21 protein-coding genes and 1 tRNA gene are annotated in these 24,470 nt (G+C 40.9%); 1 reads left to right on the top strand and 21 read right to left on the bottom strand.

Translation table 11 applies throughout. From position 1 onward, the window contains the following. Window positions 1-46 precede the first annotated feature (46 nt). The 21 genes from spoIVB to DWX65_RS00010 form a co-directional block, all read right to left on the bottom strand. Window positions 47-1,336, bottom strand: a complete 1,290-nt coding sequence (gene spoIVB / locus DWX65_RS00110) for a SpoIVB peptidase (protein ID WP_158564670.1) — start codon at window positions 1,334-1,336, stop codon at window positions 47-49. 135 nt (window positions 1,337-1,471) lie between these two features. After that, window positions 1,472-3,148, bottom strand: a complete 1,677-nt coding sequence (gene recN, locus DWX65_RS00105; protein WP_117841126.1) for a DNA repair protein RecN — start codon at window positions 3,146-3,148, stop codon at window positions 1,472-1,474. 33 nt (window positions 3,149-3,181) lie between these two features. Then, window positions 3,182-3,634 carry an arginine repressor gene (gene argR, locus DWX65_RS00100; RefSeq protein WP_118172525.1) on the bottom strand — a complete coding sequence of 151 codons (453 nt, stop codon included), beginning with the start codon at window positions 3,632-3,634 and terminating at the stop codon, window positions 3,182-3,184. Between the two features lie 14 nt (window positions 3,635-3,648). Further along, the gene (locus DWX65_RS00095) at window positions 3,649-4,503 is read right to left on the bottom strand and encodes an NAD(+)/NADH kinase (RefSeq protein WP_118057364.1); all 855 of its coding nucleotides are present in this window, start codon (window positions 4,501-4,503) and stop codon (window positions 3,649-3,651) included. 4 nt (window positions 4,504-4,507) lie between these two features. Beyond that, window positions 4,508-5,308 carry a TlyA family RNA methyltransferase gene (locus DWX65_RS00090; RefSeq protein ID WP_118057365.1) on the bottom strand — a complete coding sequence of 267 codons (801 nt, stop codon included), beginning with the start codon at window positions 5,306-5,308 and terminating at the stop codon, window positions 4,508-4,510. A 5-nt stretch (window positions 5,309-5,313) separates the two neighbouring features. Further along, window positions 5,314-7,179 carry a 1-deoxy-D-xylulose-5-phosphate synthase gene (gene dxs / locus DWX65_RS00085; RefSeq protein WP_118057366.1) on the bottom strand — a complete coding sequence of 622 codons (1,866 nt, stop codon included), beginning with the start codon at window positions 7,177-7,179 and terminating at the stop codon, window positions 5,314-5,316. A gap of 30 nt (window positions 7,180-7,209) precedes the next feature. Beyond that, on the bottom strand, window positions 7,210-8,097 hold the full coding sequence (locus DWX65_RS00080; RefSeq protein ID WP_022243229.1) for a polyprenyl synthetase family protein: 888 nt from the start codon (window positions 8,095-8,097) through the stop codon (window positions 7,210-7,212). Beyond that, window positions 8,097-8,348, bottom strand: a complete 252-nt coding sequence (gene xseB / locus DWX65_RS00075; protein WP_117841131.1) for an exodeoxyribonuclease VII small subunit — start codon at window positions 8,346-8,348, stop codon at window positions 8,097-8,099. The genes DWX65_RS00080 and xseB overlap by 1 nt, the downstream gene beginning before the upstream one ends. After that, window positions 8,345-9,562, bottom strand: a complete 1,218-nt coding sequence (gene xseA, locus DWX65_RS00070) for an exodeoxyribonuclease VII large subunit (protein WP_117841132.1) — start codon at window positions 9,560-9,562, stop codon at window positions 8,345-8,347. The genes xseB and xseA overlap by 4 nt, the downstream gene beginning before the upstream one ends. After that, window positions 9,559-9,954: a transcription antitermination factor NusB gene (gene nusB, locus DWX65_RS00065; RefSeq protein ID WP_197420811.1), complete on the bottom strand. Its 396-nt coding sequence runs from the start codon at window positions 9,952-9,954 to the stop codon at window positions 9,559-9,561. The genes xseA and nusB overlap by 4 nt, the downstream gene beginning before the upstream one ends. 97 nt (window positions 9,955-10,051) lie before the next feature. Continuing rightward, entirely contained in the window at window positions 10,052-10,429 is a 378-nt protein-coding gene (locus tag DWX65_RS00060) for an Asp23/Gls24 family envelope stress response protein (protein WP_022243233.1), read from the bottom strand. Between the two features lie 22 nt (window positions 10,430-10,451). After that, window positions 10,452-12,416 (bottom strand): EAL domain-containing protein, encoded by a 1,965-nt coding sequence (locus tag DWX65_RS00055; protein WP_118172524.1) that lies wholly within the window; start codon window positions 12,414-12,416, stop codon window positions 10,452-10,454. A gap of 2 nt (window positions 12,417-12,418) precedes the next feature. Next, complete coding sequence (locus DWX65_RS00050; RefSeq protein WP_117698585.1) at window positions 12,419-12,898, bottom strand: hypothetical protein; 480 nt, start codon at window positions 12,896-12,898, stop codon at window positions 12,419-12,421. Window positions 12,899-12,944: 46 nt separating this feature from the next. Further along, window positions 12,945-13,877 (bottom strand): homoserine O-acetyltransferase MetA, encoded by a 933-nt coding sequence (metA, locus tag DWX65_RS00045; RefSeq protein WP_022243236.1) that lies wholly within the window; start codon window positions 13,875-13,877, stop codon window positions 12,945-12,947. Between the two features lie 78 nt (window positions 13,878-13,955). Then, on the bottom strand, window positions 13,956-15,929 hold the full coding sequence (gene ligA / locus DWX65_RS00040; protein ID WP_118172523.1) for an NAD-dependent DNA ligase LigA: 1,974 nt from the start codon (window positions 15,927-15,929) through the stop codon (window positions 13,956-13,958). A 22-nt stretch (window positions 15,930-15,951) separates the two neighbouring features. Next, on the bottom strand, window positions 15,952-16,692 hold the full coding sequence (locus tag DWX65_RS00035) for a pseudouridine synthase (RefSeq protein ID WP_022243238.1): 741 nt from the start codon (window positions 16,690-16,692) through the stop codon (window positions 15,952-15,954). Window positions 16,693-16,840: 148 nt separating this feature from the next. Further along, complete coding sequence (locus DWX65_RS00030) at window positions 16,841-18,118, bottom strand: SH3 domain-containing protein (protein ID WP_118172522.1); 1,278 nt, start codon at window positions 18,116-18,118, stop codon at window positions 16,841-16,843. 140 nt (window positions 18,119-18,258) lie between these two features. After that, window positions 18,259-18,330, bottom strand: a tRNA-Arg gene (locus tag DWX65_RS00025). A gap of 47 nt (window positions 18,331-18,377) precedes the next feature. Next, complete coding sequence (locus DWX65_RS00020; protein WP_022243240.1) at window positions 18,378-20,231, bottom strand: ABC transporter ATP-binding protein; 1,854 nt, start codon at window positions 20,229-20,231, stop codon at window positions 18,378-18,380. 1 nt (window position 20,232) lies between these two features. Then, on the bottom strand, window positions 20,233-22,551 hold the full coding sequence (locus DWX65_RS00015) for an ABC transporter ATP-binding protein (RefSeq protein WP_118057373.1): 2,319 nt from the start codon (window positions 22,549-22,551) through the stop codon (window positions 20,233-20,235). A gap of 42 nt (window positions 22,552-22,593) precedes the next feature. After that, window positions 22,594-23,112: a MarR family winged helix-turn-helix transcriptional regulator gene (locus DWX65_RS00010; protein WP_117947078.1), complete on the bottom strand. Its 519-nt coding sequence runs from the start codon at window positions 23,110-23,112 to the stop codon at window positions 22,594-22,596. Between the two features lie 203 nt (window positions 23,113-23,315). Between DWX65_RS00010 and DWX65_RS00005 the strand changes: the two genes are divergently transcribed. Beyond that, window positions 23,316-24,347 (top strand): 3-deoxy-7-phosphoheptulonate synthase, encoded by a 1,032-nt coding sequence (locus DWX65_RS00005; protein ID WP_117698729.1) that lies wholly within the window; start codon window positions 23,316-23,318, stop codon window positions 24,345-24,347. Window positions 24,348-24,470: the final 123 nt, after the last annotated feature.

Here is a 24,470-nt window from a genome sequence, read left to right as displayed (position 1 = left end):
CATAAATTATGTCGAAACATGTCGTTAAATTATAAACTGTTTTTTCTTATGGATTCGACGTTTTCCCCATCTCTAACATATCCTCGATAAAAATACCATACCCTTTCTTTGCATCATCGACGAACACATGGGTAACTGCACCTATCAGCCTTCCGTTCTGGATCATCGGGCTGCCGCTCATTCCCTGTACAATACCTCCGGTGCTCTCTAACAGTGCCGCATCCTCTACTTCAAATAAAATACTTTTGTTCTCCTTATTCTTCCGATAATTAACTTCCGTAATTCTTATCTTATAATGCGCTATCGTTCCGTCGATATCACTGATAATTTCTGCTTCTCCAGGTTCAATATCCTGCTTATAACCAAACGGATAAGCTACGGCATGTTCCAGCAAATTATTTTTTTCATGTAATGTTCCATAGATTCCTCGTTCGCAGTTCTCCTCAATATCTCCCATACAATATTTTTCTTCATAATTAATGACTCCTGATAATTCACCCGGTTTACCGGATTCTCCTTTTACGATTCCCACCAGTCTGCTGTTATAAAGTTTTCCCGTCCCCACTTCCAGCATACTTCCGGTATCCATGTCTGTTACCGCATGTCCCAGTGCCCCATAGCTTCCATCCTGGCTGATATAGGTAAGTGTTCCGATTCCTGCCAGATCATCCCTTACCCAGACTCCTAATTTATACGTTTCTTCTTTTGACAATTTCGGCTGTATATATAATTCTAATGTTTCTCCATTTCGACGTATCCGAAGCACTAAAGATTTTCCTTCACATTTATCGACAGCATCCATTAACGCCTCCTTATTTTCAAGCTTTTTTCCATCTACTGCACAGATATAATCTCCACTCTTTAAAACATTCTGTGCCGGTGCATACAGCATACCGTCTAACCCTTCAAAATTTCCCGTTCCAATGACAAAGATGCCATCTGTCTGCACATAAATACCAATATTTTCCCCGCTGGCATAGACCTCCTGCTCCGCTACAATATCTGCCTGCACATCCTTTATGGGAATAATTCCAAAGAGCTTCGCTCGTAAAACAACCGTATCTGAAACCATATCTATTTCATTTCTTTCGTCACCGGCCTTGTCCATGCTGCTTTGCAGCTGCTGATTTTCCATTACAGATGTATCGATAAATCTCTTTCCGGAATCCCGGCATTCGAAGGTCACCGGCATGGAAATGTCCAGTTTACTTAAATCACCATCGATAAGTTTTACTTCATCCGGAACCATATTTAACATAAGCTGGTAAGCAAATACCAGCCAGACAATCACTATAATCTGCCATATATTTTTTATGCTTTTTCTTATTAATCTCATCCGCATTATATTTTCCTCACTACAGGCATAATAACTACAGGAAACTCTCTTTACAGCTTTCCCGCGTAAAATAAAAACAGGATATTCATTGAATATCCTGTTTTTATTATGTGTATTATTGTTTGATTCAATCGTTTATTTTTTAGCATTTTGTGCCAGGTTAAGCATTTCTCTTGCACTTTCCAATACGGTGTCTGTAATCCTCACTCCACCAAGCATTCTTGCTAATTCAGTTACCTGCTCATCCTCGGTGAGTCTTCGTATGGTAGAAATGGTTGTCTCATTTTCTACGGATTTTTCAATACTGAAATGGGCATCTGCCATTGCAGCAATCTGCGGCAGATGTGTGATGCAGATTACCTGATGATGTTCTGCAATCATATGCATTTTTTCAGATACCATCTGCGCCGTCCTTCCGCTGATTCCCGTATCAATTTCGTCAAAAATCAAGGTTTCTATTTCATCATTTTTAGCAAGCACTGTTTTTAATGCCAGCATAATTCTTGATAATTCTCCACCGGATGCTACGCTGCCAAGTGGTTTTAATGGCTCTCCCGGGTTGGTTGCAATGACAAATTCCACTTCATCAAAGCCATCTGCTCCAAAAGTCTCTTTCTGTTCAAATTTCATTTCAAAACGAACATCTAAGAAGTTCAAATCTACTAACTGCTCCCTGATTTTTTCTGCCAGTTCCTTCGCATATTTTTTGCGGATTGCAGATGCTTTTTCTGACTGCTTCTGCAATGTTTCTTTTAATGCATTTTCCTGTTGCAGCAGCTTCTTATGATACATATCAAAATTTTGTAATTTTTCTGCCTTTTCCTGCTTTTCCTCTAAGGATGCTAAAATTTCATCTATCGTATGACCGTATTTTGCCTTCAGATGATTGATTTCATCCAGACGCTGTTCTGTCCCGGCAAAAGTCTCATCATCAAATTCAGCCTCATCCATATAGTCTGCAATTTCCCGGTTCAAATCATTCAAAAGATTATCAATTTCCAAAAGTTCATCTGCCATCCCACGAATTGCATCATCATAATCTGCCACAGATGACAATTCTCTATGAGCTCTTCCGGTCAGCTCCGATGCACTGCCGTCTTCCATGCTGAGTAATCCATGGGCTGCATGAATTGCTTCCATAATTTTCTTTCCGTTCAGAAGCTTCCGGTATTTTGTTTCTAAAACTTCATCTTCGCCAGCTGTTAATGCAGCTTCTTCAATTTCATGGATTTCATATTCTAAAAGAGATAATTCCCGCATCCGGCTCTCTTCATCCAGAGAAGCTTCTTCTAGCTCTTTCGTAACTTCACGGTACTTTTTATAAGTTTCTTTCAACTCACTTTTGATGTCCGACAGTTCATTTCTTGCATAATCATCAAGGATTTCTAAATGCTTCTGTTTCTTAAGCAGCGACTGGTGTTCATGCTGTCCATGAATATCAATCAGCAACGCAGAAACTGCTTTCATCTTTGATGCCGGAACACTTTCCCCATTGATTTTGGCGATGCTTCTTCCTCCAGAAATCTTTCTGCTTAAAATCAGCATATCATCCTCCGGATAAACATCAAGCCCGGAAAGTGCTTTCTTTAAAGCATCTGATTCTACATCAAAAATCAGCTCCACAAAGGCATTCTCCTCATTATCCCTTAACATCTCTTTGGATACTTTTTCTCCCAGAGCCAGATTAATGGAACCAATGATAATTGATTTTCCGGCTCCCGTCTCTCCGGTCAGGATATTTAAACCTTTTTCAAAATCGACTTCCGCCTCATCAATGAGTGCCAGGTTCTTAACATGCAGGTTTCTTAACATATTTTCTCCTTCTACTCTCTCTCGTCTTCCACTCTAATCTTCCATAATCCGGCGAAGACGTCCCATTAACGTCGTGGTATCCTCTACGGTACGGACAGCGCACATAATTGTATCATCTCCAGCAATGCTTCCTACTATTTCATGGCAATCCATGGCATCCAATGCTGCCGCAACTGCCATTGCCATTCCGGATACCGTCTTAATCACAAGAATATTCTGTGCCATATCCATAGATACAAAACCATCCCGGAATACACGGACATACTTTTCTGTCATGTCCTCCTTATTTTCAGATAAAGCTACATATTTCTGACGGCCATTGCTCAATGCTACCTTAGTCAGTTTTAACTCTCTGATATCCCGTGAAACCGTTGCCTGTGTCACATGATATCCTTCCTGCTCCAACTTTGCTGATAATTCTTCCTGTGTGCCTATCTCATTCTTCTGAATTAATTCCAGAATCTTTGCATGTCGTCCTATCTTCATTACAGTCCCTCCTGTTATGTATAATTCTGCATCTTTTTCCGCAAAATTTCAAGGAAACTAATCTTACTCAAACGAATAATCCCTACAGATTCTTCTGCCTTATGCACTACAATCTTGTCACCAACCTTAAGTTCCACTCCGGAATCTCCATCGAAGCTCACTTCCACCTGCTCATCCCGCTGGCTTCTCCGCATGCCTACTTCAATGGTAATTTCATCTTCCGGTCCGATTACAATGCTCTTGGAATTCAACGTATGTGCATTGATCGGTGTCAACAGCAAAAGGTTGGCTTTCGGATCCACAATAGGGCCACCTGCCGACATACTATAACCGGTGGAACCGGTTGGTGTTGCCACAATAATTCCATCCGCCTTAAAATTATAGAGATACTCTCCATTTACATAAACATTCAGATTCACAATCTGAAGTGCTCCCGTACGATGGATGACCACATCATTTAACGCAACCCTCTGAATCTTCTCTCCGCCACTTTGTACGGTATATCCATCTAAAAGCATTCTCTGCTCTATGGTATAACGGTCAGCCATCAATTCATCAATTGCCGGGAATATCGTATTCTCTTCTACCTCACACAGATATCCAAGCTTTCCTAAATTAATTCCCAGCAACGGAATATTTTTCTTTACCAGATTGCGTGCCGCACGAATTAATGTTCCATCTCCACCAATAACAAGCACCGCCTCGGTTTCTGTTGGAATTTCTTTTTCCACTGCTTCCGCTTTTTCTTCCTCAAAGCTGGCAAAATAATCACAGGTTCCTCCCTTACGCCTGATGTAATCTATAATCTGATTGGTAAAAATAAGTTCACTGTCTTTTTGTGCGTTTACAATTATGAAAAAATGCTTCATATATCTAGGACAATGATGTATGTGCCGCCTCTACGATGGCATCCACATCAATGGTCTCCTCCTTCTTGCTCTCGCTGTTTTTCTCGATATATACCAGATATTCAATATTTCCCTCCGGGCCCTTAATCGGTGAATAGGAAAGATTATGAACAGAAAATCCATTTTCCAACGCAAAATCAATTACCTTATGGATGACTTCCTCATGTACCTTTGGGTCACGGACAACACCTTTTTTTCCTACTTTTTCCCTTCCGGCTTCAAACTGCGGCTTAATCAGGCAGACCATTCTTCCACCGTCCCGCAGCAGCTCCCTTGCCGGTACCAGCACCTTGGTAAGAGAAATAAAAGATACATCAACGGATGCAAAATCAAGGACATCTGCAATATCTTCCGGCGTTACATAACGGATATTGGTTTTCTCCATGCAGACAACCCTTGGGTCATTTCTTAATTTCCAGGCAAACTGTCCATATCCTACATCTACAGAATATACCTTCACTGCACCATTTTGCAACATACAGTCAGTAAATCCGCCGGTGGATGCGCCGATATCCATGCAGACCATTCCCTCTAAAGAAATATCAAATTCCTTCATTGCTTTCTCTAACTTCAGTCCACCACGGCTGACATATTTTAATGTATTTCCCCGGACTTCAATCTCTGCCTCTGTATCAAAATTTGTTCCTGCTTTATCCTCTCTCTGTCCATCCACAAAGACATTTCCTTCCATAATCATAGCCTTTGCTTTTTCCCTGGATTCTGCCAGCCCTTTTTGTACCAAGAGAACATCCAATCTTTCTTTCATCGTTCTTATTGTGCCTTTCTGTCTATAATCTTACCGATAATTCCATCTGCATCGATTCCTGTTTCTTTGCGGAGAAGTTCTACATTTCCATGCTCTACATATACATCCGGTATTGCAATATTTAAAACCTCCATGGAACCATCTCCATTTGTATTCATAAATTCCAATACATGCTCTCCAAAGCCTCCGGATTGCACATTTTCTTCCAGCGTAACCAGAAGCTTATGATTCTTCTGCAGCTTAAGAAGCAGTTCTTCATCAAAAGGCTTCACAAATCTTGCATTAACAAGAGAACAGGAATAACCTTTTTCTTTTAATTGTTCCCTTACAGTAAGTGCTGTCTTTACCATGCTTCCTACTGCCAAAAGTAAAATTTCACTTTCTTCAAAAAGAACTTCTGCCTTACCATATTCTAACGGTGCCCGGTATTCCTTTAATTCATCAAAGGCTTCGCCTCTCGGATATCGTACTGCAATCGGTCCGGAAAAATCTACCGCATATTTTATCATATCTGATAATTCCCACTTATTCTTAGGTGCTAAAATTGTCATATTCGGCAGACAGGAAAGATAAGATAAATCAAAGATTCCCTGATGAGTCTCTCCATCACTGCCCACAAGTCCTGCACGGTCAATGGCAAATACTACATGCAATTCCTGTATACAGACATCATGCAGAATCTGGTCATATGCTCTTTGCAGGAAAGAAGAATAAACCGCTACAATCGGCTTCAAACCGGCTGCTGCCAATCCTGCGGCAAAAGTCACTGCATGTTCTTCTGCAATTCCCACATCAAAGAAACGTTCCGGGAACATATTCCGGAATCTTTTTAGTCCGGTTCCATCTGCCATTGCCGCTGTAATGGCAACCACTTTTTCATCCCGGTCGCCCAATTTACGCATAACCGTAGAAAAAATATCGGTATAATTGGCTTTTACCCGTTTCACAAGAGGCAGTCCTGTCTCAACATCAAAGGCTTCCGTTCCATGAAAACGTGCCGGATGGCGTTCTGCCGGAAGGTATCCTTTTCCTTTTTCCGTAATCACATGTACCAGAACCGGTCCTTCCACCTTAGAGGCTTCTTTGAATAATTTCACCATGGCAGGAATATTATGACCATCTACCGGTCCTAAATAAAGGATTCCCATATTTTCAAAGAGCATGCCCGGAATCACAAGCTGCTTGATTCCATTTTTGGTCTTACGGATTTTCTCAACAATACGTTCTCCATATTTCGGAATGCTGTTCAGGGAATTCGTAATACCATTCTTTAATCCCTGATAAGATTCTGCGGTACGAAGTCCGCTTAAATATCTGGATACACCGCCGACATTTTCCGATATAGACATCTTATTGTCATTTAAAACAATAATCAGATTTGACTTTAATTTGGATGCATTATTCAATGCCTCATAAGCCATTCCTCCAGTCAATGCACCATCTCCGATAACAGAGATGACTTTGTACTTTTCTCCGGTAATCTCCCTTGCCATAGCATAGCCTAATCCTGCGGATATGGAAGTCGAACTGTGTCCCGTATCAAAGCAGTCGCAATCACTTTCATGACGTTTGGGGAATCCGCTCATGCCGCCGTATTTTCTCAGTTCATCAAAACCGGCTTTTCTTCCTGTCAGTAATTTATGGGTATAAGACTGATGTCCTACATCCCAGATAATTTTATCCTCTGGTAAATCAAAAGCAAGATGCAGTGCCATGGTAAGCTCTACCACGCCAAGATTGGAGGCAAGGTGCCCACCGGTTTTTGATATTTTGTCAATCAAAAAAGAGCGGATTTCCTCTGCCAGAATCGGAAGTTCGTTTTTATTTATCCTTTTTATATCATTTTCATGCTCAATCTTTTCCAGCACCATGTATCTTTACTCCTTTGGTTTCTGAAGTTCTTATTTTTCCCTATGAATCAGATATTCTACCAGATGAATCAGAAATTCATTTTTTACCACCAGTGATTCTAATAAATTCACTGCATGTTTTGAATATCGTTTCACATCTTCCTGTGCTTTTTTCAATCCCTCATATGTAACATAAGTTGCCTTTTCGTTTTTGGCATCACTGCCAACCGGTTTCCCAAGCACTTCCTGATTACCGGTAACATCTAAAATATCATCCTGTATCTGGAATGCCAGACCAATCTCTGATGCCGCCTCTTCGATAATCTTCTGCTCGCTTTTCGTGGCACCTGCAAGAATTGCACCGATTAACATAGACGCTTCAATCAAAGCACTGGTCTTTAATTTATAAATAAAATCTAACTGGTCTCTGGTGACAGACTGTGTTTGATCCGTTTCCACATCTACGGTCTGTCCCCCTACCATACCATAAATTCCGGCTTTCTGCGATAATACAAGCAATGCCTTTGCCACATTAGGCGTCTGTTCCGTCTGTAATGCTGTCAATGCTGTCTCATAGGCAAAATTCAAAAGACCATCCCCGGCAAGAATTGCCATAGCTTCTCCATAGACAATATGCGTTGTCTTTCGTCCGCGGCGGTATTCATCATTATCCATTGCCGGCAGATCATCATGAATTAAAGAATAAGTATGAATCATCTCAATGGCTGCCATGAATGGCTCAATTACCTCTGATTTTCCACCAAACATGCGGTAAGTTTCCAACATCAGCATTGGTCTTAACCGCTTTCCTCCTGCAAGAAAACTATAATTCATGGCTTCAATTACCTGCTTCTGATAGCCTTCTTCCTCCGGAAGATATTTTTTTATGATGTTTTCAATCTGTTCTGTCCGCTTTGTAAGCTCTGCTGTCATATCCATTAAAATTCCTCCAGCATTCCCTGTTCATTCAACACTAACATTTTCTTTTCAATCGAATCTATCCGCTCACTGCAGTGTTTCAGCTTCTTCATGCCCTGCTCATAGCAGAGAAAGGATTCATCCAGAGAAATGTCTTCCTCCATATGTGCAATCAGCTGTTCCACTTCTGCAAATAAATCCTCTAAATTCTCATTTTCTTTTTTTTCCGTTATATTATCTGTCTCATTTTCATTGATTGTATAATCTGTCATCTTCCGATTTCCTCCTGGCATATGATTTCTTCTACTCTTGCCTTAACGGTTCCGTCTTTTACACTGATCTGCAATTGTTCTCCTTTTGAAACCTGTGAAACACTTTTTAAACCATTCTGCCGGCTGTCAGAAACATATGCATATCCCTGTCCCAATCGTTTCAATGGCGAAATATCATCGAAATGCTGGGCTAACATCCGAAGTCTTGCCTTATTCTTATCTAACTGCTGTGTCATGCCATGCTCTAAGCGAAGCTGTAATTCCCCCAGATACTGTTTCTGACTGTTCAGACGATATACAGGACTCTGTTGCATTAATCTTGCCTTCAGTGTCTCCATGCGTCCCTGTATCACAGCAATTTTACTCTTCATGCTGCGCATCAGATGTACCCGGTCAGTCTGTATCCGCTGTAACATCTGATTCCTGTCATATACCGCAAGTTCTGCCGCTGCAGACGGAGTCGGTGCCCGCAAGTCTGCCACATAATCCGCAATGGTGTAATCCACTTCATGTCCCACTGCAGAAATAACCGGTGTTTCACATTCAAAAATTGCCCTTGCAACAATTTCTTCGTTGAATGCCCATAAATCCTCTATGGAGCCACCACCACGCCCCACAATGATAATGTCCAAATGCATGGCATCCAATGCATGAATCCCATTTACAATGCTTTCTTTGGCACCCTCACCCTGTACCAGTGCCGGATATAGAATAAGCTGCACATAAGGATTTCTTCGTGCAGCAATATTACGGATATCCTGTATTGCAGCCCCGGTAGGTGCTGTAACAATTCCAATACGTCCGGCATACTGCGGAATCGGTTTTTTATACTCTTCCGCAAACATGCCCATTTCCTCAAGTTCCTGTTTCAATTGAAGAAATCTGGAATATAAATCCCCTGCACCGGCAAGTGTAATTTCTTTTGCATATATCTGATATCTGCCATCACGTTCAAATACTTCAATAGAACCTGTTACCTCGACTTTGTCGCCATCCTTCATACGAAAGGATAAACCACCCCGGTTACCGGCAAACATAATTGCACTGATGGCACTGTTATTTTCCTTTAAAGTAAAATAAATATGACCGGAGGAATGATATTTACAATTCGATACCTCACCCTTCACACATACCTGATGCAGGACAAAATCCTGGGCAAACATATTTCTGATGTATCGGTTAATCTGGGTTACCCCATATACTTTCTTTATCATGCGATTTTTGCCAATACTCCGTTGATAAATGCCGGTGAATCATCTGTTCCATATTTTTTTGCCAGTTCTACTGCTTCATTGATGGCTACTCCGGTTGGAATATCCTCTTCATATTTCATCTCATATACAGCAAGACGAATCAGGGTCAGATCAACTTTGCCCATACGGGTTGTTTTCCAGCCTTTGGATGATTCATTGATAATCTTATCGATTTCCTCTAAAACAGCAATAATCTTATTAAATTTGTCTTCAATATAACTCTCATCCGGCTTCTCAATCGGTTCATTCTCTTCGATAAACAGATTCATCTGCTCTTCGTATTCCTTCTCACTATGAAATTCCACACGGAATAACATTTTAAATATCTGTTCTCTGATTTCTCTCCTGCTCATGTTGTATCCTTTCATTATTGGTCTTCCATGTAACTATAAAAAAGAATGCTTTAACAGCATTCTTTATTATACTACATCTGCGGTTATCACAAAAGTTTTATTTCGTATTTTTCATGTCAACCGTTGCAATTCTGACGTTAACAATTGCTACGGATAATCCTGTCATAGTCTCAATTGCAGATTTTACTTTCTCCTGTACCTTCTCAGATACTTCCGGAATAGAATAACCATAAGAAATATTTAAAGCTACTTCTACGCTGACCGTTTTCTCTGCCACTTCTACCTTAACACCCTTAGATAAATTCTTCATTCCAAGTTTGCTCACCAGTTCATTGGTAATATTGCCAGCCATGGATGCAACTCCTTCTACTTCTGTTGCTGCAAGTCCTGCAATAATAGCAACGACCTCATCTGCCACATGTACTTCCCCAAGGTTATCTTCTTTTATTTTAACAACTTTTCTATTATCTGCCATCGTTTTGCCTCCTACAAAAATATTATGTGGTTATTATATCAGATAATTCATTTTTTGAAAACCTTTCCGCATAATATTGTACATTTTCCCTGCGTAAAAGTTCTAAGAAATCTCTGTCCGGAATCGGCTTGGAATAAAAATATCCCTGTAGATAATCACAGTGCTGTTCTGTCAGATAATCTACATATTCCTGATTTTCTACTCCTTCTACCACAATCTCAAGCCCAAGTTCTTTAATCATGCGGATAGTATTACGCAATGCAATCATTGCCTTTTCATTTTTAAACGCTTCCCACAGAATGGTTTTATCAATTTTTACGATACGGAACGGGAACCGGAACAGATAATCCGTATTGGAATATCCTGAGCCATAATCATCCAAAGAAAACTCAATGCCCTGCTTATGCAGTATCTTGATATTGTTTTCCAACATATCACTATGGGCTGCCGCTGTCTCAGTAATCTCAAGATTGATCTGGGCTGGTGCTACATAATACTTCTTCATTATTTCCGTCAACCTCTCGGCAAGATTTTCCTGCATACACTGCACCACAGACAGATTTATTTCTATATACTGTAAGCCATAGTCTGTAAGCTGCTTTTCCCGGATAAAACGACAGACTGTCTCAAATACAAATTCTCCAATCTGCATAATCATTCCGCTCTTTTCTGCAATTGGAATAAATTCTTCCGGAGAAATGTAGCCCATACTCTGATCTTTCAGCCGGACCAGTGCTTCCGCAGATACGATTCTGTTTTCTGTCACCGAATAAATCGGCTGGTAAAAGACTTCGAAACCTTTATGGTCTACTGCATCATTCAAAAGTTTCCGGATACGAAGTTCCCTCTTTGGCCGGTCAATATCCATCTCAGCAGTCTTTAATACTACATTTCCATTTTCAGATGATATTGAACGCATATACTGGATATAGTCAATTAATCCATTCAGATTATTCGTATCACGCGGACACACAATACTGCTGATATGAATCCGGAATTTTGTCTCTACACTGCCGGAATGCCATGGCTGTTCAAACCGGTTCAGAATCTGCCGGATCAGTAAGGAAGAATCAATATCCTTCTTCTTCCGGTCTAACGCCAGCACATATACGCTCTGTGAAAACTGGTAAATACGTGAATTGTCGATAAGCTTGCGAAAAAATGCCGCCATTTCCTTCAGGAATTCATTGACGGAATCATTTCCCAATGTCTGCCGCATCACCTTTAAATTATGCACTTTAATGACAAGCATCGGAAAACGCTCACTTCCTAACAGGCGTTCCTCTGACTCTTTTAAAAATGCCCTCCGGTTCATAATTTCAAGCTCCGGCACCGTATATTCCTGTGGTCTTTCCGAAGAAATCAGATATAAAAGTACACACATTGCCATTCCAAAAAACTGAAACCGGAAACCCGGAAATGCAATATGAAGCACCAGTGTAAATACACTTACAACTGCAAATACAGTCGTAGAGAATAATAATTCAAAGCTGAGCCTTTTCCGGAAACGAACCAGAAACACTTCCCCCATCAGATAAAAACAAATCATACAAAGGTAGAATAACATAATTCCATTCTGTCTCTGATAGCTGCCATCCATTCCCACTTTAAAAAGATATGGTATAAATAACTGTACTACCAGCAATGCAATTACAATCCAGGCCGGTACAAACAACCATCCCTTTTCCTTCCGGATAAAGCGTTTCACTCTTCCTGTCAGGCACAGAATATACAAAAGATATGCTGCCGCTGCCACAACCTGTCCTAAAATACAGATATAGAGCAGGACTGTAGTTCCTGTTTTTCCAAAAGTAATTCCCTCCCAGAACAGTAAAAAGTCGCTGGTAGATACAACAAGCAGAGCATACAACATTACGCGGTATACCCTGCTTTGAAAATTGTCACTGTATTTTCTTAAATGATAAGCAACTAATGCAGTCAGAAGAACAAATGCAGCCGCAATATCGTAGTATACTAAATGCTCCATTCTTATCCCTCACACTCTGCATAAATATTATCTGAAAGATATTTTACATCACTGAACGGTTCCTGCTCTGTTGTTTCTTCTGCCATTCCTGCCGCCTTTATCTTCGTCAGTTTGTCGATATAAAAATCCACAGCCTTCTTTGACTCTTCGAAAGTATATAACGCTGCCGGGGAATTCCATTCCCTGATATAAACCTTGTTGTAGTCAATATAAGCAATCATGGCAAAATCGCCGTCTTCGGGGTTTAGAAATGTCTTCTGCATGGATGCATGCATATCACAGCCACGGATGATTTTATCCTCTTTGTTTTTCTTCTGCCCGGTTACAGCTTTTGCAGACTTCTCTCCGGATTCCGTTTTATTTCCGGATGCCTTCTTTTTCTTCTGGTCTTCTTCCACCATCCGGTCTATGGCATCTGCTGCACGATTCATTGCTTCGAAAATATCAAGTTGTCCCTCTACACCTTTTTTCTCCGTTTTCATTGTGCCCCCTGTATTTTCTTAAGCCTTTTTCCAAAAAGAAATCTGCTTATTTTCCCACAATTTTTCTGGTATTGATATAATCATATGGTGTCTGCTGATACACATAATAATTCAGCCAGTTTGCATATAACATATTACCGTGTGAACGCCACTGCAGTAATGGTTTTGCATTGATATCATTGTCCGGATAATAATTCTCCGGCATGGCAATATCCATCCCTTTCTGCAGATCACGCTTATATTCCTCATCCAATGTATAACGGTCATATTCCGGATGTCCCATCACAAAAATTTTGCGTCCCTCATTGGCAATTGCCAGAAATACACCTGCTTTTTCTGATTCTGCAAGAATGGTAATATCCTTTACCTTCTCAATATCCTCTTTACGGATTCCGGAATGTCTCGAATGCGGTGCCATAAAGCGGTCATCAAATCCCCTTACCAGTGGTACTTTGCGGTTCTTTACCTGATGTTCGAAAATTCCAAACATTTTCTCATCCAGCATATATTTTGGGATACCATAGTGATAATAGAGAGCAGCCTGTGCACCCCAGCATAAATGCAGGGTTGATGTTACGTGGGTCTTAGACCACTCCATAATATCACAGACTTCCTTCCAGTAATCCACCTCTTCGTATTCCATGGTTTCTACCGGTGCACCGGTTATAATCAGTCCGTCCAGATTCTCATCCCAGATTTCATCCATTGTCTGATAAAAATGATTCAGATGACTCATGGATGTATTCTTTGATTCATGGGATGATACCGTTAAAAAGGTAACATCAACCTGTAATGGTGTATTTGCAAGTGAACGCAGCAACTGCAGTTCCGTTTCTTCTTTTAATGGCATCAGATTCAGTATTCCAATCCGGATTGGGCGGATATCCTGATGTTCTGCTCTTCCCTCATCCATAACAAACACATTTTCCCTTTCCAGAATCTCTCTGGACGGTAAATCGCTCATTATCTTAATCGGCATATTATCTAACCTCTTTTCATCATATACACATATCTCATTTCATAATACCTTAATTTTACGAATACTTCAATATGCAATTCACTTTCCGAAACGTTCCACAAACATATCTTCAGAAATAATCGGAATGCCAAGACTCTTTGCTTTCTGATTCTTTGATGATGTGGATTCAATATCATTATTCACAAGATAATCTGTTTTCTTAGAAACACTGCCGGTAACAGAGCCGTTCTGGCTCTCCACATACTCTTTAAATTCGGTACGGTTTTTAAACTGATGGACATCACCGGTAATGACAAAGGTAAGTCCTTCACAGGTTCCTCCCTCTGTCACCTTCGGCTCTACTTCCGCAATGTTTAATATTTCTTCTAATGCAGCTACCGTATGACGGTTTTGATTCTGTCTGTACCAGTCCAGCATGGAAGTCGAACGCTCCGGTCCGATTCCGTCAATATCCTCAAATCCTTCCCCTGCATGCAGTTTCTGAAAGAAACCTCCTGTGCCAAGGGCAGCAATCATTTTCTTTCCTGCATCGGTGCCAATCTGCGGAATGCATAGTGCATAAATAAAATGTACCGGATCAACGTTTTTGCTCTTTTCAATTGCCTGCAGCATATTGTTACAGGATTTCTCGCCAAATCCGTCTAAAGAGCGGATTTCATCCGCATGATTTTTAAGAGTATAAATATCTTCAAAATAATGGATATATCCTAAGTTCATAAACTTTAGCATGGTCTGTATGGACAATCCGTCAATGTCCATGCCAGGCTTGCTGACAAAGCGGCTGAATTTTTTTACATGCTTTGCGGTACAGTCCGGATTCGTACAATGTAAAGTCTTTGTTCCGCTGTGTTCACTGATTCTGATTTCCGTTCTGGCATGGCATACCGGACAGAATTCCGGAATCGTAAAAGTTCCTTCCTTTTTCTTTACGCCGATACATTTTGGAATAATCTTATTTGCTTTAATAATATCAAGTGTTGTCTTCCCATCTTCTCCGATTCCAAGACGTTCCATTTCACTGATATTGCAAAGAGAGGCGCGGCTTACGGTGGTTCCCTCCAGTGCAACCGGCTCAAATACTGCTACCGGAGAAATGGTAGATGCCGCACAGGACCACTCTACATATTTTAATGTGGTCTCCACAGAGACATCCTGCCATTTAAACGCATAACCGGCTCTTGACGCATGATGTCCAGTAACATTACCGGTCTGGGCATAATCATTATCTTCATAACAGATAACCAGTCCATCTACCGGAATATCCATTTCACCATCTTCTACCTTCTTTGTCCAGCGTTCTACAACTTCCTCCAACCCTTTCGCATCGGTCAATTCATGTGCTACTGTCGTAAATCCAAGCTTCTCAAGATAATCCATCCGTTCTCCCCAGGATGACATTGTTTCATCCAGATGCACCAGTGTAAATGCATAAAAATGAATATGGCGTTCCTTTACTTTATCAAGATTGCTCTTATCCAGACCTAAAGTGCCGGATGCAAGATTTCTCGGATTGGCATATTTTTCATCATCATCTTCAATGGTATCATTGATTAATTCAAAATCTGTATAGGTAATAGCCGCTTCGCCACGGACTACCAGATGTCCCTTATATTTTACAGTCTTTGGAATCCCTTCAATGGCATCCTTCATAAATGTGATATTGCTGCCGACGGTTCCATTTCCTCTTGTTAAAATCTTAACAAGTTTTCCGTTATCATAAGTTACTACCAATGTTAATCCATCCAGTTTCCAGGATAACCAGACTGGTCTTTCTCCCGCCCACACCTGTAAATCAGAAATCCGTTTTGTCTTGGCAAGGGAAAGTGCCGGATATTCATGCGCTTCCCGTTCACCATTGCTTTCCTCAAATCCGGCATTCTGTGTCGGACTTTCCGGCAGAATATATCCTGTTTTTTCTTCTAACCGGGTCAGTTCGTCAAACATGCCATCCCATTCATAGTTTGACATAATTTCATCCTGTCCATTGTAATATGCTTCGGACGCCTCATTTAACGTTTTTACCAGTTCCTCGATTCTCTTCTTCTCATCCATGGATATGCTCCTTACCCTCAATCTATTTTGGCATTACTGTTGTATTGCTGGAATTTAAAATGCGCCGGTTCAGCTCAGTCCACTCCTCCGCCGTTACTCTGCGGTACTTTCCTTTTTTGAGACTGCCCAGTTCTATATTCATAATGCGGACTCTCTTTAATTTTACTACTTTATATCCGCAATACTCACACATCCGGCGGATCTGCCGGTTATACCCCTGGGTTAATATGATTCGGAATTTACGCACATCCAGTTTTTCTACTGCACATGGTCTTGTAACCACACCAAGTTCTTCCAGTGGAACTCCCCCGGACATTTTCTTTAAAAATGTCTCCGTTATGTCATGATTTACGGTAACTTCATATTCCTTTTCATGCATATTCCCGGCACGCATCATCTTATTTACAATATCCCCATTATTTGTCAATAATATAAGTCCCTGGGAATCTTTATCCAGTCTTCCTACCGGATAAATACGTTTCGGATAATGAATATAATCAACAATATTGTCTTTTTCGTCTTTTGCAGCAGTGCAGACAATACCCACCGGCTTATTAAATGCAAGAAGAATCATTTCCTCTTCTTTTTTTATTTCTTTTCCATCTACGCGCACTCGCTGTCCCGGCATCACCTTACAGCCAACAGAAAGAACTTTTCCATCTACCGTAATGCGTCCCTGCTCAATCAGACGGTCAGCTTCTCTCCGGGAACAATATCCTGCTTCACTTAAAAATTTATTGATTCTGACTCCGTTTTCTTCCATCGATATTTTCACCCTGTGTAAATTTTCTCACTGCCCGCGGAACAAAGAATGTGTCTTGGTACATCCTCGCGGAGCGTTTTTTACTTTACAGAAAAGCAATTTCCTGTAAAGTAAAAATAACGGAGGTCCTAAGACCTCCATCTGTTTATTATTTTAAGAACTCTGTCTTAACATATCCTTCTTTATCTTTCCAGGTGACTTTTGTCCACCCTTCTGCATAGCTCATCTGAACAGTAACAGAATCTCCTGCATAAGCAACTCCAACCTTGGATGCGGTCTCACTCATAGAGGAACGGATATTAACCGTATTGGTTAATGTAATCTTAGTGCCCGCTGCAATTCCGCTGGTGTCTGCCGCCGGCTCCTGTGCCGGTGCTTCTGTTGAAACATAGTCACTCTTTACATATGCCGGTGTACCATTGTAATCAATGCTGCTCCATCCATCTTCTGTCGTACCGGTTCTTGTCAGTGCAGTTCCCCTTTCAACTGTTCCAAGCAATGCTCCGGACTCATTCGGTTCCTGTCTGACATTTACTTTATCCAGTGTATATACCGTCTCCGTTGTCACTTCCGGCTCAGTTGGTGTCTCTGGTTCCACCGGTGCCTCTGGTTCCGCCGGTGTCTCTGGTTCCGCCGGTGTCTCTGGTTCCGCCGGTGTCTCCTCTGTTGCCGGCTGCTGCTGTGCCTGTGCCTGTGCGATTGCTGTTGCCCATGCATTATATGCATCAGCAATTGTAACCGTTACCATATTAGAAAGATTTTCATCTGAAGCAATTGCTTTTTCATAATTTGCCTGTACTTCTGCCTGTAATGCAATAACATCTTCCTGTGTTTCAAAACTACTGATTAAGTTTTCCACATTATTGTCGGTCGGCTGTTCTTTATAATGACGGTTAAAGCTGCTGTATAAGTTGTCAACATAAAATGCCCCCTGCTCATTCTTCTTTACATAGAAGAACTCCATACCAGGTGCTGTAGTATCTACTCCTGCGAATTTCAAATCCAGCGTTACACAGACAAGATAAGAATCTGCTTCTAATCCTGACTTGGTATAACATTTGATATTCTGATAACTCTCTGCATACTGTGACATCATGGTAATCAGGCTCTGTTCATTCTCGGAAACAGGTGTTGCATAGGTCTGTAATGTTGCCAGATCACCTGCCGCATATGCATTGTAATAATTCTGCATCAGGGTATTGATTTCCGGAACGGCATCTACCTGAAAGCTCTCTGATTCGGTACTCTGTTCCGTAGAAAGTCCATTATCTTTATCTTTATTTCCACTGCTGAATTTTATCATTACTACTGCCAATACAACAAATAATATTACTGCAGTAAAATATTTCCAGTTCTTCTGAAAGAAACTACTTATATCATTCTTTGATATCTTACTCATTTTTTCTTTGATTTCTGACGCTTTCATATCTGTCCTCCTAACCTTACCCGTGACCCCCCAAAAAAAGCATGCTTTGTGAGCTGCCCGTGTAAATAATGAAAAACGTTTCTTATAAGTTTTGCGGGACATAAATCCCGCAAAAAAATGTGTTAATATAAATTATAAAATGCACCCGGCGGGAATCGAACCCGCATTATCAGAGTCGGAGTCTGACGTTCTATCCATTAGACTACGGTTGCAGCTTATTTATACTAACACATCTATATAAAAAAATCAAAGGTTTTATTTAAGAAGCTTCTTCAAACTGGGAATTATAAAGCTGTGCATAGAAACCATTCTTCTGTAACAGTTCTTCATGATTTCCCTGTTCAATAATATCACCATCTTTCATAACAAGAATCAGATCAGCATCACGAATGGTAGACAGACGATGGGCAATAATAAAACTTGTTCTTCCTTTCATCAGGTTATCCATAGCCTTCTGGATTCTGTGCTCTGTTCTGGTATCAACAGAAGAAGTTGCTTCATCTAAAATCAATACCCGGTTGTCTGCTAAAATGGCACGGGCTATGGTAAGCAACTGTTTCTGTCCCTGGGATACATTGCTGGCGTCCTCATTTAATTCCATATTATAACCACCCGGCAGTGTCTGGATGAAATGATGGGCATGGGCTGCTTTTGCTGCTGCAATAACTTCTTCGTCCGTGGCATCCAGTCTTCCGTAACGGATATTTTCCATAATAGTACCTTTAAATAACCAGGTATCCTGAAGTACCATGCCGAAGGCATCTCTTAGCTCCCGGCGGTTATAGTTTCTGATATCGTTACCATCTAATCTGATGCTTCCACTGTTGACATCATAAAAACGCATCAGCAGCTTCACCATGGTAGTCTTACCTGCTCCGGTTGGTCCTACAATGGCAATCTTCTGTCCCGGTTCTACCTTTGCTGAGAAATCATTAATGATAATCTGATCCGGATTGTATCCGAAATGCACATGGGAGAATTCTACTTCTCCACGAACATCCTTTAATTCCACTGCATTTTCTGTGGTCTGGTCTTCTTCCTCTTCACCTAAGAATTCAAAAACACGTTCTGAAGCTGCAGTCATGGACTGTACCTGGTTAATGACCTGTGCAATCTGCTGGATTGGCTGGGTGAAGCTCTTTACATACTGGATAAATGCCTGAATATCACCAATTCCGATTGTTCCGTTAATTGCAAGCATTCCACCGGAAATTGCCACACCTGCATAGCCAAGGTTACCGACAAATACCATAACCGGCTGCATCATTCCTGATAAAAACTGGGATTTCCAGGCAGACTCATATAATACATGGTTTGTATCATTAAACCGTTTTATGGTTTCCTTTTCTTTATTAAATGCCTGGATAACTAAATGTCCGGAATAAGTCTCTTCCACCTGTCCATTAATATGTCCCAAGTACTCCTGCTGGGTACGGAAATATTTCTGTGAAAATTTTGCAATTGCCGAAACCATCAACGCTGAAATCGGAAGAATTACTAATGCAATCAGTGTCATCAGTGGTGAAATAGAAAGCATCATCACAAGCACTCCGATAATGGTTGCCACGCTGGTAATAATCTGTGTCACACTCTGGTTTAAGCTCTGTCCCAAAGTATCCACATCATTGGTAATACGGGAAAGAACTTCCCCATAAGTTCTGCTTTCAAAATATTTCATCGGCATACGGTTGATTTTTTCAGAAATCTCTTTACGCATACGATAGCAGATTTTCTGTGTGATTCCAGTCATAATAAACCCCTGAAAAAAGCTGAATACCGCACTGATAATATATAAGCCAAGAGTAAATAATAATATCTTTCCAATCAGTGTAAAATCAATTCCGCCGGTTCCTGCTACTTTATTCATCAGACCGTCTGCCAATGCCGTAGTAGCTTTACCCATTACCTTTGGTCCTAATACAGAAAATACGGTAGAACAGATTGCAAGTATCATAACTGCAACAATTCCAATTTTATATTTTCCAATATAAGAAAGAAGTTTCCGGAAAGAGCCCTTAAAATCTTTTGCTTTTTCACCCGGCATCATTCCACCGCCCATTGGTCCTCTCGGACCTCTACGACGTGGTGCACGATAACTTTGCTCATTACTCATGTTATTTTTCCTCCTTTCCCTCTTCTAATCCCAATTCCTTTGCGGATAACTGTGACTGTGCAATCTGCTGATATACTTCACAATCCCGTAATAATTCTTCATGAGTACCTTTTCCGACAATCTTACCTTCATCCAATACAAGAATCTGGTCGGCATGTAAAATGGTACTGATTCGCTGTGCCACGATAATTACACTGCTTTCTTTTGTTTTTGACTCCAATGCTTTACGCAGTGCCGCATCGGTCTTCATATCAAGTGCAGAGAAACTGTCATCAAAGATATAAACATTCGGATTCTTTGCGATTGCTCTGGCGATGGATAATCTCTGTTTCTGTCCACCGGAAACATTCGTTCCACCCTGTGCAATCCCGCTGTCATATTTTTCCGGCTTTTCATTAATAAATTCTGTTGCCTGTGCAATCTCTGCAGCCTCTGTCATTTCTGCTTCCGTAGCTTCCGGTCTGCCAAATTTCAGATTGGATGCAATGGTTCCTGAAAACAGAATTCCCTTCTGTGGTACGAATCCGATTTCGTCTCTTAATTCAGCTAAGCTTAAATTCCGGATATCCACACCATCTAAGGTAATCTTACCGGCTGTTACATCATAGAATCTCGGAATCAGATTAACCAGCGTTGACTTTCCACAGCCGGTACTTCCGATAATCGCTGTTGTCTTTCCCGGTTCTGCTGTAAAATCAATATCTTCCAATACATCTTCATCTGCACCCGGATAACGGAAGTTTACATGATGGAATTCCACTTTTCCGGTATGTTTTTCAATTGTTTCTTTTTCTGCCTTTTCTATAATAGAAGAATTTGTAGTAATAACTTCATCAATCCGGTCTGCTGCAACACCGGCACGCGGCAGCATAATAGACATCATGGTAAGCATCAGGAATGCCATAACAATCTGCATGGTATAAGTAATAAATGCGGTCATTGCTCCTACCTGAAGCTGTCCGGCATCAATACGATGTGCCGATACCCAGACAATCAGTATGGTTACTCCATACATAATAAACATCATGCCCGGCATCATAAAAGTCATGACACGGTTGGTAAATAACTGTGTTCTGGTAAGATTCCGGTTTGCTTCATCAAACCGCTCTTCTTCCTTTTTTTCTCTTCCAAAAGCACGGATTACGGAAAGTCCCGTAAGAATCTCTCTGGATACTAAGTTCAGGGCATCCACTAACTTCTGCATTATTTTGAACTTCGGAAGTGTAATGGACATCAACACCATAACCAGTCCGGAAATTACCAGTACTGCCATTACGATAATCCATTCCATATGTGCTCCGGTCTTTAATACTTTATAAATTCCACCAATTCCGATGATTGGTGCATATAAAAGCATTCGAAGCATAATTGCTGTTACAAACTGAATCTGCTGAATATCATTGGTGCTTCTTGTAATTAAGGAAGCGGTAGAGAATTTATCCATCTCAGTATTGGAAAAGCCTACTACCTTACCAAAGATTTTCTCTCTTAAGTCTCTTCCGACTCCTGCGCCGACTCTGGATGCAAGATATCCGACTACCACTGCAACTGCCAGCATGAGTAATGACATAGCTGCCATCTTTCCACCCTCTGACCAGAGATAATTCTTCTGGATATGCTCCACATCAAGTCCTGCCTTTTCGTCACAGGATGCTGCATATGCTGTTCCCATGGCATGTAAGGTACTGCTCCCCACAGAATCTATCATATTTTCCATATATTCTCTGGACTGTGCTATACCATCCTGCGTCATTGCACCGCTTGCAATCAGCTGCTTCATCATCGGACGCATATCCACATAAGTTACCATTTCGCCATCATCATTTTCCGCTTCATATGTGGTCAGTTCCATCTGCATCATCTGTCCGATTTCTTCAATGGACATCTCATCTAAGCTTTCTTTGGTAATCTGGTTCTGCGGATTCTGCTCCAATGCTTCCGCAATCGTATTCTTAAAATCCGTTTCACTCATATTTGCCATACGGTAAGTCAGTACGATTGGTGTCAGTAGTTCATCATCCAATGTTTCTAATGTCTCTTTATCCGCAGTACATACATAAGTATCGTCTTTTTTTTCATAGACCGCTTCAAAAGTATCCTTTTCACCATCTGTCATAAAAAGTTCTGCCAGCTGATATTCTTCCTCCGGCATCTTTTCCGGCAAAATATGTTTGATTCCCTTATTCTGGATTCCTACATCGATGATATCGGATGTATATTGTGGCAACGACAAATCGCAATAAGCCTGCACTCCAAGGAGGAGAAATATTACCACGATGATATGCCAGTACGGGAGCATATTTTTAAATATTTTCCGCATCTTTCCTGTTCCTTCCTTTTCTATATTATTTATAAAATATTTCTATTTTAATTGCTGTTTCAACTGTCTTCTCTTTTCAATCTCAAGCTCTGCTATCTGCTCTAATTTATTCAGATAGCCAATCAGCCGGTTCATATCTTCTTCTCCCATTTTCTCCGTAACCGACTTTAATAATTCACTCAAAATCCGGTTGCATTCATTTAAAACCTCTTTTCCTTCCTCAGTTACTCTCACATAAACATTCCGCCGGTCACCCTCACACACCATACGTTCAACATATTTTTTCTCTTCCAGGGAACGAAGTGTCCGGGACACCGCCGGTGCTGCCACACGCATATAACGTACCACTTCCGATACCGTAACCTTTGCATCTATCGATTTGCTATCCGGCTCTTTGGCATCTGTCTCTTTGGTAGCCATCTCTTTTTCTTTGCGGCAATGCTCGATGGTCTTTAAGGTTCCCATTTCCACGGATGAGACCCCCGGCAGAATTGATGAGATTTTCAAACGATGAAAACGATTAAATATGGAAAATATTTCATTTCCACAACCCTGCATCATTTTCACCTCCCTTTCTTTACATTTTATATTTTCTATTTATTTAACATTGTTAACTATTAACATGTGAAAACAATAATAGCACCATGATTAAGATAGGTCAATTAAAAAAGTATAAAATTATTATTAAATCATATCATTGACAGTTAAAAACGAATCTTATAATATAAAAAAAGCAAGTTTTTTTACTAAAGGAGACTAAAAATATGAGTTTTAATTTTTTAAACCAATTACCAAGTCCAGAAGAAATCAAAAAAGAGTATCCGCTTCCAGAGAAACTGGCACAGATAAAAAAAGAACGGGACGCTGCAATTCGTAAAGTCTTAACCGGCGAAGATGACCGTTTCTTAGTTATCATCGGACCTTGTTCCGCTGACAGCGAAGAACCTGTCTGCGACTACGTCAGCCGCCTGACTAAAATTGCAGAAGATGTCAAAGACCGTCTGATTATTATTCCTCGTGTCTACACCAATAAGCCAAGAACAACCGGCGAAGGCTATAAAGGTATTGCTACCCAGCCTGACCCTGAGAAAGCTCCTGATATGGTTGCCGGACTGATTGCAATGCGTAAGCTGCACATCCGTACCATTGAAGAAAGTGGTCTGACCCCTGCCGACGAAATGCTTTATCCGGAAAACTGGAGTTACATTGACGACCTGCTCTCCTACGTTGCTATCGGTGCACGTTCTGTAGAAGACCAGCAGCATCGTCTTGTAGTCAGTGGGTTTGATGTTGCATCCGGAATGAAGAACCCGACCAGTGGTGACTTCTCCGTTATGCTCAATTCCGTATATGCTGCCCAGCATCCACATCATTTCGTATATCGTGGATATGAAGTAGAGACTCCTGGTAACGACTTAACTCACGTTGTTCTCCGTGGTGCTGTAAGCAAACATGGTAACAGCACACAGAACTACCACTACGAAGATATTATGCGTCTGATTGAAATGTATAATGAACGTGACCTTAAGAATCCAGCTGCTATCGTAGATGCAAACCACTCTAACTCCAATAAAAAATACTTCGAGCAGATCCGTATCGTCAAAGAAGTGATGCATAACCGCCAGCTCTCCCCTGAAATTCACAAGATGATTAAGGGTGTTATGATTGAAAGCTACATTGAACCGGGCAATCAGAAAATCGGCGAACACATCTATGGTAAATCCATTACTGACCCATGCTTAGGCTGGGAAGATTCCGCTCGTCTTATCTATGACATTGCAGAAATGAATAAATAATAATTTCATCTACAGGAGCTGCCTCCGGCAGCTCCTTACGAATGCCTGACAATGGAAAAAGGGGGCAGCCATTTTTTTAGAAAGTGTACCGACCCCTAAAAGTTAGACCAAAAAATCTAACGA

Origin of the sequence: Roseburia sp. AF20-18LB, assembly GCF_003461185.1 — a bacterium.
Classification (GTDB): domain Bacteria; phylum Bacillota; class Clostridia; order Lachnospirales; family Lachnospiraceae; genus Roseburia_C; species Roseburia_C amylophila.
This window is presented reverse-complemented; position numbering and strand designations above follow the sequence as displayed.